The organism is Candidatus Angelobacter sp., from assembly GCA_035607015.1.
GTDB lineage: Bacteria > Verrucomicrobiota > Verrucomicrobiia > Limisphaerales > AV2 > AV2.
On the sequence record DATNDF010000351.1, the window covers coordinates 1 to 8,690 of the forward strand.

The following is an 8,690-nucleotide window of genomic DNA, read 5'->3' on the forward strand; positions in this document are numbered from 1 at the left end:
TGGCTTCGCTGCCAGGGCCTGATCACGGTCTCCCTTAACCAAAAAGTGTTACCCCATCTACCCCTCTCTTGGGTGCATCAATAGCAAGAACGCACAGACGTCCAGCACTTTGATTCTGGTTTAATTTTGCAGAGCAAACAATGGGAGAGAAACGAATGAGGCGCGGTTTTTTAGTTGTTGTTTTGTTTATTGGTGCAGTTGCGCTGGTCACTTATGAAATCACAAAGCTGGTTCGAACCCCGAGATCCATGTGGCTGGCTGATTGCACCAACGATACCGTCAATGCAACTTTCACTTGTCCGACAGGGGTGGATTTCAACTTCGTTGTTAGTATCAGAGGCGCAACAAACCCTTCTCAAGGACCACAACCAACATTCAGCGCACGCATATTGGTCAAACAAGCAGATAGGACCATTCACGAATTCATCGCGAGCCAACAATCATGGATCCGATGGGTTTGGATTGACAGAGACAATCATCTCGGCGGTTACATTGTGAGTTTGCCTTCGAGTGGTCAGAATCGACCTCTGAGCAGTTACTTCGAGGCACGTCAACGCTACGAGGTTTCGCTCGTTTTCTCGGATCGACCGAGTGATGCTGTGTCTCTTTGGCTAATATGGCATCAAAACAGACGCGAAAGTCGTCTTGACAGGTCTCCCTAACAAATGGCCTTAACTTGTGGACACCGTTGAGGCGAAAGGGAAATCAGCGCTTCGCAAAAATCCGGTTGGCTTCTTCGAGTGTTTCTTTCGATCCAATATCAAACCAGAGGCCGGGGACTGTCCAGGTGTAAACCGGCGTGCGGGGGTAAAGCCATTGCACGAGGCGGCCCGGCTGGTCGGGATTGTTGCCTTCCGCAACGTATTGCTTGATGAGCGGGATGGTGTTGCGCGGGTAATAATAGAGCGCGATGCCGGTCACCGTGCTGGCCGGGTTCTTCGGTTTTTCCTCAAAAAAAGTGATCCGGCTTTCGCCGTCCATGGTGATGGCGTTGTATTTTTTAATCTGTTCGAGGTTGCCCACGTCGTAAACGGCCAAGACCGGCGCGTTTTTTTCGCGGCAACATTTGCCGAATCCCTCCAAGGACTGGCTGAACAGGTTGTCGCCCGCTACGACGATCACGTCGTCGTCGATTTTTTCGCGCGTGATGACCAGGTGCAGATCGCCAATGGCGCCGAGCTTGTTCGAGTCGTCGGTGGAACCGTCGTTGACGATGGTGAAGTCCGGTTTCGGATGACCGGCGTGGTAGGCATCCGCCCATTTCTGGAAATGGCCGGCAAACTTCGCGTTGGTCACGACGTACACCCGGTCAATGCCGCCGACGGGCGCGAGGTTGTCCAGCACGTACTCGATCATCGGCTTGCCCGCGACGGGCAGTAGCGGTTTGGGCTGCGTGAGGGTCAGCGGGTAAAGGCGCGTGGCGTAGCCGGCGGCGAGGATGACGACTTTCATGGAGCGGTTGGACTCAATTCTGATTTTCGAACAGGCCGGGCGCGATCTTCCGCGCCAGCGCCGTTGACCGCGCGAGGATTTCCGAGCCACTTTCGCAGTTCAAGGCGAATTCGGCCAGTTCACGCGCCTCTTCGAGTTTCAGGCGGCGAATCAGGAACTTGACCTGGGGCACGATGGAGAAGGCGGCGCTGAGTTCGTCCACTCCCAGTCCCAGCAGCAGCGGCACCAGCGCGGGGTCGCCCGCCATCTCGCCGCAAACACCCACCCAGATGCCGTTGCGATGGCCCGCCTCGACCGTTGCCTTGATCAGCCTGACGATGGCCGGGTGCGTCGGCTCATACAGGTGCGCGATCTTCTCGTTCAGCCGGTCAACGGCAAGCGAGTATTGAATCAGGTCGTTCGTGCCGATGCTGAAGAATTTCACCCGCTTGGCCAGCGAATCCGCCGCCAAAACCGCCGAGGGAATCTCAATCATGGCGCCGATTTCGAGATTGCCGCCATACGGGATGTTTTGCGCCAGCAACTGCTGCCGGCATTCCTCGACGAAGGCGTTGGCCTGGTTCAACTCGTCCAGGCCGGAAATCATGGGATACATCACCTTGATGTTTCCCTCGACGGCGGCCCGCAGAATCGCCCGCAACTGCGCGTGAAAAATCTCCCGCTCCTGAAGGCAAAACCGGATCGCGCGCCAGCCCAGAAACGGATTGAGTTCCTGCGGCATGGACAGGTGTGAAAGGAACTTGTCACCGCCCAGGTCGAGGGTGCGGATGACGACCGGGGCCGGTTTCAACGCCGCGGCAACCTGGCGGTACACCGTGTATTGCTCCTCCTCGGACGGCAGCGTCTCGCGATTCAGATAGAGATACTCGGTGCGGAAAAGGCCGACGCCCTCGGCCCCGCAGGCGCGCACGTGCTCCGCGTCCGCCCCCTGCTCCACATTGGCCGAAAGGATGACCCGCGCGCCGTCCAGCGTGATGGCGGGCTCATCGCGGATGTCGCGCAGCTTGACCTCGAGATTGACCTGCTTGCGGGCGAGCTGGCCGTATTCGAACAACGTCTGGTCGGTCGGATTGACGACGAGCAACCCGTTGAAACCGTCCAGCAGGACGTGCTGGCCGGATTGCAACAGTCTGCTGGCATCGCGCAAACCAACGACCGCAGGAATCTGCAGCGAGCGCGCCATGATGGCCGTGTGCGAGGTCTTGCTGCCCGCATCCGTCGCGAAACCAAGCACCATCTTTTTGTCCAGCAGTGCAGTCGTCGAAGGCGCGAGGTCATAGCTGATGATGATGCACGGTTCTTTGAGTTTATGGATCCCGGCCTCGTCGGTCCGACCCGTCAGATTGTCCAGCACGCGGGAGGTGACATCACGCATGTCGGTGGATCTTTCACGCAGGTAGTCGTCGTCCATCGAACTGAGCGTGGTCGCGTATTTCTCGGCAATTTGTTGAAAGGCGTGCTCGGCGTTGATTTTCTGCTCCTGAATCACGCGCGTCACCTCATCAATCAAGGTCGGATCCTCCAGCACGAGCAGATGAGCGTCGAAGATGCTGGCGTCTTTGGCGCCCATCGCCTGGTTCACCTTGCGCTGGACTTCGATGATCTGGTGGCGGGTCTGAATCAGGGCCTGCTCCAGCCGCTGGATTTCCTGCGGTAATTCGGCCTCGGGAATTCCGTGGCGCACGATCGCATCGTGCGTCTTGCCAAGCACGACGATTTTTCCGCGGCAAACGCCCCCAGAAACCGGGATGCCGCGCAAAATCTTCTCCCCTGAACGCGTGGGCTCGGACACGCCCGAGCATTAACCGGAATGGTCTTCATTGAAAACGAAATTCTGGATCCGTGACCATCGGAACACCACCGTCCCCGGATCGGATGATCCGGTCGCTCTCCGTCGTCCGCACGCGGAGCGGACCCGTCGCCGGGGAAGAAACTGCGTGCCAGCGCGCTGATTCTACGTTAATTGACTGCCATGAGCGGCGGACGCGTAATTCACAATCTCGCCCTGGTGGGTTTCATGGGAACCGGCAAGTCGTCCGTTGGTCAACTCGCGGCGGCCCAGCTGCGCTTCCGGTTTGTGGACACGGATGAACTCATCGAGGCGCGCGCCGGAAAGACTGTTTCCGCCATTTTCGCTCAACAGGGCGAGGCGCGGTTCCGCGAATATGAGCGGACGGTGGTGGATGAACTCAAGGGATCGGACCATACGGTCATCGCGACTGGCGGCGGATTGATCGTGAGCGCGGAGAACCTCGAAAGCCTGAAAAGCCATGCGCTCGTCGTCTGCCTCTGGGCCTCGCCGGAGGCAATCTGGGAACGGGTGCGCCATCAAACCCACCGGCCGTTGCTGCAGAATCCCAAACCGCTGGCGAGAATGCGCGAACTGCTCACTGAGCGCGAACCGTTCTACCGCCGGGCCGACGTGCTGGTAAACACCGATCTGCGGTCGATAAAAGAGGTCGCGCACCACGTGATCCATCAGTTCCGTCTGGCGAGCCACCGCTCTTCACAGCGGTGAAAACCGCGATCCAGCGGCGCGCCCTGGAGCTGGGCTTTGACGCCTGCCGTTTCACCACAGCCGGGCCGCCGCAAAGCGCGCCCCATTTTGAAAGGTGGCTGGCGGCGCAGCGGCATGGCGAGATGGGCTATCTGCAACGTAACGCGCACAAACGAGTCGATCCCGGACAGGTCCTGCCCGGCGCGAAAAGCATCCTCTGCCTGGCGGCAAGTTATGAAGTTTCAAGTTTGCAGTCCGAATGCCCGGAAGGACGGGGTGACGTGCCCCGCGCGAACCTCCGACCGGCGTCAACCGGTGTCATCGCCCGCTACGGGCGATTCGACGATTATCACCACGTGCTCGGCGACCGGTTGAAATCCCTGACGGAATACATGGACCGGCTCGGGGGGACCGGTACGCGCTCGCTCTGTTACGTGGACACGGGACCTCTTCTCGAACGCGATCTGGCCCAGCGATCCGGACTCGGCTTTGTCGGCAAACACACCAACCTCATCAGCCGCACTCTCGGAAACTGGATTTTCCTCGCCGAAATCATCACGACGCTTGAGCTCGAACCCGATCCGCCGGAACAAAACCGCTGCGGCTCCTGCGCGCGGTGCCTCGACGCCTGCCCCACCCGCGCCATCACCGGTCCGTTCCAACTCGACGCGCGTTTGTGCATCTCCTACCTGACCATCGAACTGAAGGGACCGATCCCCGCCCGACTGCGTCCTGCCATCGGCAACCGCATCTACGGCTGCGACGACTGCCTCGCGGTCTGTCCGTGGAACCGGTTTGCGCGCGAAGGGGAATTGATGAAGCAACATGCCCGTCAGGATCTGGAGGGGCCATCCCTGATCGGGCTCCTTTCCCTGGACGACGACGGTTTCAGGAAGAGGTTTGCGGGCACGCCGATGCTGCGAACAAAACGTCGCGGACTGTTGCGCAACGTTTGTGTCGCGCTCGGCAACGTCGGCGACGCCACCGCCCTGCCCGCCTTGCAACGTGCCGCGGACGATTCCGAACCGCTGATTGCCGAACATGCCGATTGGGCGATTCAACAGATTCAACGGAGAAAACAGGGTGTCCCCGAAGAGGGGAAAGAAGGCAGCAGGGCAAACGACTGACAGTCCAGCGCGGGCGGTTACTCGCTTTCGGAGATCTTGAGCAACTCGTCTGCGAACCATTGTCCGGAATGGCCGGCGGTCTTTTCGCGAATGGCCTTGACCTCCTCCGGCTTGACCTCTGGCGCACTGTTTCCCCAGTTTTGCCGAACGTAAGTCAACACGGCGGCAATTTCATCATCGCTAAGAGTGTCCCGCCACGGAACCATGACGTTGGTAAACGGCTGGCCTTTCACGGTCACCGGTCCCTGGAGGCCGTCGAGCACGATCCGAATAATTCGGCCTGGCTCTTTTGCAAGCGCCCAGTCGGATCCGGCCAAAGGGGGGAACTGTCCCGGCGTTCCCAGCCCCGTTGGCTGGTGGCAGGCCGTGCACTTCGCTTTCTCTTCGTAAACAAATCTGCCCAGGGCAAGGACCTTTCCGCCTTCTGACTTGGGCCACTCATCTTCAAGTTCCTTGCGGGATTGATAGGGGGCGTAAACGCCCGACTGAAATCCGCCGCCGTGCCTGTCCAGGAAACCCATTCCCCAAAACGCCAGAACCGTCACGAGCACGAACAGCCAGACCGGCGCGGGCGCCGTGCCACTCGCCGGCTCGGCCTCTTCGGTAGTTGAAGGTGTGTTCGGTTCGGAATTCATTTCGCAACGGAATTCGTGGCCGCCGCCGCCGGCGTGTTGGTCAAAGCGCCGGGCGCATTCGTTGAAGTCGCGACAGCAACGTACATCGGCGTTTCAAAAATTGCGGTGTCGGCGCGCAGGCTGAGCAGGTAGGCAACGAGTTGCTTTGCTTGATCCGTCGGCACGATCTCATAGCCCGGCTCGGGCGCGAATTCACCGGCCAGTTTCAGCGCGTCAGCCGCCGGCTCACGGCCGATTTTCCGTTTCTCAAACAGAAAACGATACGGCGGCATGACGGAATTGTGTTCCACGACCCTCGGATTATAGAGGTGCAGCAGATGCCATTGCGCGATGGGCAGTCTCGAGCCGACATCCGCAAGATCGGGACCGATGCGTTGCGACCCGAGCATCACCGGTTGGTCGTAGAGAAAATCCTCCGCAACGCTGCGGCGTTTGCCCCAGCCGCGTGCAATATCCGGGCCGGTCGGGATGATTTTAAGCTCCGCCTTGGCGCCGGTAGGTTCGAGTTTTGCCAGGGCTGCGTCGGCGGCCGCGCGGGTCACATCCTTCAAAACTGTCTGGGGCAGCTCCGTGAAAAACTTCTGCGCGTCGCCGGTCGCCGCCGCCGCCTTCAAACTGATCAACGCGGCGGCAACTTCATTTCGGTTGGTGCCCGCGCCAGTCAACACCACTCCGTAAGTCCGCCCCGTCTGCCCGATCTGCTGACTGTGGCAGGTCGCGCAACCGAGCGAGCGATACACCTCGAGACCCTGCCGCGCCTCGCCCGGACGCATTTGGGGATAAAGCCGGGCAATATTGACCATGTTGGTGGCGGGCTGCGCGTTGCCGAGCTGCAACTGCGGCTCGAACACAAGGCCAAACCACGACAGCGCCAGCGCGAAGAACGCGCCGAGGAAGATGAGCGGGCCGTGGTTCATCGCGCCTCCTCCGCCCATTGCGGCTTGAGCGCGGACTTCATCACGGGCACGCAACATTCGCGACAACAGCGAATGAGCAACCCGCCGAGGTTCACCGCCCACACAACATTGCCGGCGGCCATCGCCAGATCGCCCAGCGTGCTCAAGCGGAACATGACGAGGCCCCGGTGCAACGCGGTCGTGAAAGGAACGGCTGGATCACCCATCCCCAGTCCTTGCAGCAGGCCGCCGATCGTCAATGACGCGGTATAAATTGTCAGCCCGGAGGCCGCCAACCTGAATTGCCAGTCCCCGGGTTTTGCGGACGGCCAGTCCTTTTGCATCAGTCGCGGCACGATATGGTGAATCGCACCAAACACGGTCATTCCGACGAAGCCGTAAAGAAAAAGTTGCGTGCGCGCCGGCGCAAAAAGCGTGAAGTGCGTCACGAGGCTCGCCTTCGGGAACGCGGTAACGATGGCAACCAGTCCGGCGACAAGGTAAGCGGCCGCACCGAACGCAATAAAGCGGAGCGGAAGACTCTCCTTCATTTTGACCGACGCACCGGCGAAGGTTTTCCTGAAGTTTATTGCGATTGCGAGGAGCGGCACCACGCCCAGCACCGAGAAGACCGTGCTGATACTTGGCACCCACGAGGGCACCGGCGCGCCGGAATGGATGCCGCCCCAGCCACCGAACAATGCCAGCGTCCAAAACGCAAGGATCGCCAGATGATTACTGTAAAGGGGCCTGCCCGCGAGCCTGGGTAAAAAATAAAAGATCGCGGCCAGACCGATGAACGCAAACCCGATCGAAGTCAGATTGCCGATATACCACCAGTCCACGACAGCTTGCAGCACGCCGCGCACGGGGAAAAAGACCAGCAGCAGATTTGCCGTCGAGTAAATCCACGGAAACCAGAACAGCGCGGCAAGCAGAAACCATTGCGAAACATACAACGATCGCTCGCGCCGGTGATGGAACGTCAGGAGCGCCGGGACGCCGATCATTGAATACGCGATAAACAGGACGGGCGACGCGTAGCCGGGCATCTCCAGCCAATCATGGCCGGTGCCGTCACCGATGAGGATGCCGAACAGGCCGAGAGTCACGCCGGCGTTCCAGAACACCGCGCCCGACCCGATGATGCCGGGCAGCGCCAGCGGCGTCCGACCCAACCGCGCCACGAGCCACAACGCGACGCCCAGCGCGGCCTGCACGGTGAATCCGTAAACAAACGCGTTCATCTGTGCCGGTTGCACGCGCCCATAGGTGAAGCACGGACAGCCCGCCATGAAGCCCGGTGCATGAAATTTCAGCGAGGCAATCAGCGCGAAAGCCGAGGCGATCACCAGCCAGACCGTGGCCGACGCGAACAGAAACAGCACCGGCGCGCGACAGGAAGCGTCGATTTCCGCGGGCGCGGCCGGAGCGACCGACGGCGCCGCGCGAGAAACCGCTGGCGATGATGAAGAAATCGCGCTCATCGAATTGACCGGCAACAAACTATTCGTACGGGTTCGGCTTCTCCGGCGCTTTCGGAGGAGGCGCCGTCGCCTTGTCCACACGGGCGATCATATTCGAGCGGGCCGCCGCCGGGTTCTGCCACTCCTGCAACACCAGTTCCAGCGCCCGCCGAATCGGCAGACGAACGATGCCCTTATCCTTGTCCTGCCAGTCGTATTCGCCCAGTGTTTTCGCCTCGGTGTCGCGCAGGTCCCGCAAAAACTTGTGGCGCTCCGCGACACGGCCGGCGCCAACGGGCGCGGGTTGCGTGTAATGGCGCATCGCCAGCACGAGCAAGGCGACCAATAGAAACGTCCCAAGGATGCCGATCGAGTAGGCCGCCACCCGGGCCTTGTCGCAACAGGACTGGGCCGGACCGGCATTCACTCGGCACCTCCCGGGGATGAAGCGGGATTTCCGGTCGGCGCAGGCGGCACATAAATGTCCAGACCCTCGGCGAGGCGCGGGTCTTTCTGCGGGAAGATCGGATGGGCGTTCAGGTTTTTCAGAAAAACTTTCGTCAACAGGCCGCCGATGAAGGCCAGGCAACCAATGTCGAGCCAGACCCATTGAAAGC

The 8,690-nt window shown here is 60.4% G+C and carries 9 protein-coding genes; 2 read left to right on the forward strand and 7 right to left on the reverse strand.

Annotation, left to right across the window (positions count from 1 at the left end):
• Positions 1-705: 705 nt before the first annotated feature.
• Together VN887_14090 and ptsP are read right to left on the reverse strand one after the other, a co-directional pair.
• The gene (locus VN887_14090; GenBank protein HXT41138.1) at positions 706-1,452 is read right to left on the reverse strand and encodes a nucleotidyltransferase family protein; all 747 of its coding nucleotides are present in this window, start codon (positions 1,450-1,452) and stop codon (positions 706-708) included.
• Between the two features lie 13 nt (positions 1,453-1,465).
• Positions 1,466-3,244: a phosphoenolpyruvate--protein phosphotransferase gene (gene ptsP, locus VN887_14095; protein HXT41139.1), complete on the reverse strand. Its 1,779-nt coding sequence runs from the start codon at positions 3,242-3,244 to the stop codon at positions 1,466-1,468.
• A gap of 180 nt (positions 3,245-3,424) precedes the next feature.
• On the opposite strand from ptsP, the gene VN887_14100 reads away from it, so the two are divergent.
• Both VN887_14100 and queG read left to right on the forward strand, forming a co-directional pair.
• Positions 3,425-3,970, forward strand: coding sequence for a shikimate kinase (locus VN887_14100; protein ID HXT41140.1), 546 nt, complete (start codon positions 3,425-3,427; stop codon positions 3,968-3,970).
• Positions 3,967-5,076, forward strand: coding sequence for a tRNA epoxyqueuosine(34) reductase QueG (gene queG, locus VN887_14105; GenBank protein HXT41141.1), 1,110 nt, complete (start codon positions 3,967-3,969; stop codon positions 5,074-5,076). Before VN887_14100 ends, queG begins: the two co-directional genes overlap by 4 nt.
• A gap of 17 nt (positions 5,077-5,093) precedes the next feature.
• Here the strand turns inward: queG and VN887_14110 are convergent, their stop codons facing one another.
• From VN887_14110 to VN887_14130, 5 genes are all read right to left on the reverse strand, one after another.
• Positions 5,094-5,711, reverse strand: a complete 618-nt coding sequence (locus VN887_14110) for a cytochrome c (GenBank protein ID HXT41142.1) — start codon at positions 5,709-5,711, stop codon at positions 5,094-5,096.
• Complete coding sequence (locus VN887_14115) at positions 5,708-6,628, reverse strand: cbb3-type cytochrome c oxidase subunit II (GenBank protein HXT41143.1); 921 nt, start codon at positions 6,626-6,628, stop codon at positions 5,708-5,710. The genes VN887_14110 and VN887_14115 overlap by 4 nt, the downstream gene beginning before the upstream one ends.
• On the reverse strand, positions 6,625-8,094 hold the full coding sequence (locus VN887_14120; protein HXT41144.1) for a cbb3-type cytochrome c oxidase subunit I: 1,470 nt from the start codon (positions 8,092-8,094) through the stop codon (positions 6,625-6,627). Before VN887_14120 ends, VN887_14115 begins: the two co-directional genes overlap by 4 nt.
• 19 nt (positions 8,095-8,113) lie before the next feature.
• Positions 8,114-8,500, reverse strand: coding sequence for a hypothetical protein (locus tag VN887_14125; protein ID HXT41145.1), 387 nt, complete (start codon positions 8,498-8,500; stop codon positions 8,114-8,116).
• The coding region (locus tag VN887_14130) for a hypothetical protein (protein ID HXT41146.1) at positions 8,497-8,690 on the reverse strand (194 nt) is incomplete at its 5' end. The genes VN887_14130 and VN887_14125, both read right to left, overlap by 4 nt.

What these genes read in the sequence shown, in the direction of transcription:
- VN887_14090 (HXT41138.1), bottom strand. Translation starts at nt 1,452, where the DNA reads ATGAAAGTCGTCATCCTCGCCGCCGGCTACGCCACGCGCCTTTACCCG.
- VN887_14100 (HXT41140.1), top strand. Translation starts at nt 3,425, where the DNA reads ATGAGCGGCGGACGCGTAATTCACAATCTCGCCCTGGTGGGTTTCATG.
- VN887_14110 (HXT41142.1), bottom strand. Translation starts at nt 5,711, where the DNA reads ATGAATTCCGAACCGAACACACCTTCAACTACCGAAGAGGCCGAGCCG.
- VN887_14115 (HXT41143.1), bottom strand. Translation starts at nt 6,628, where the DNA reads ATGAACCACGGCCCGCTCATCTTCCTCGGCGCGTTCTTCGCGCTGGCG.
- VN887_14120 (HXT41144.1), bottom strand. Translation starts at nt 8,094, where the DNA reads ATGAGCGCGATTTCTTCATCATCGCCAGCGGTTTCTCGCGCGGCGCCG.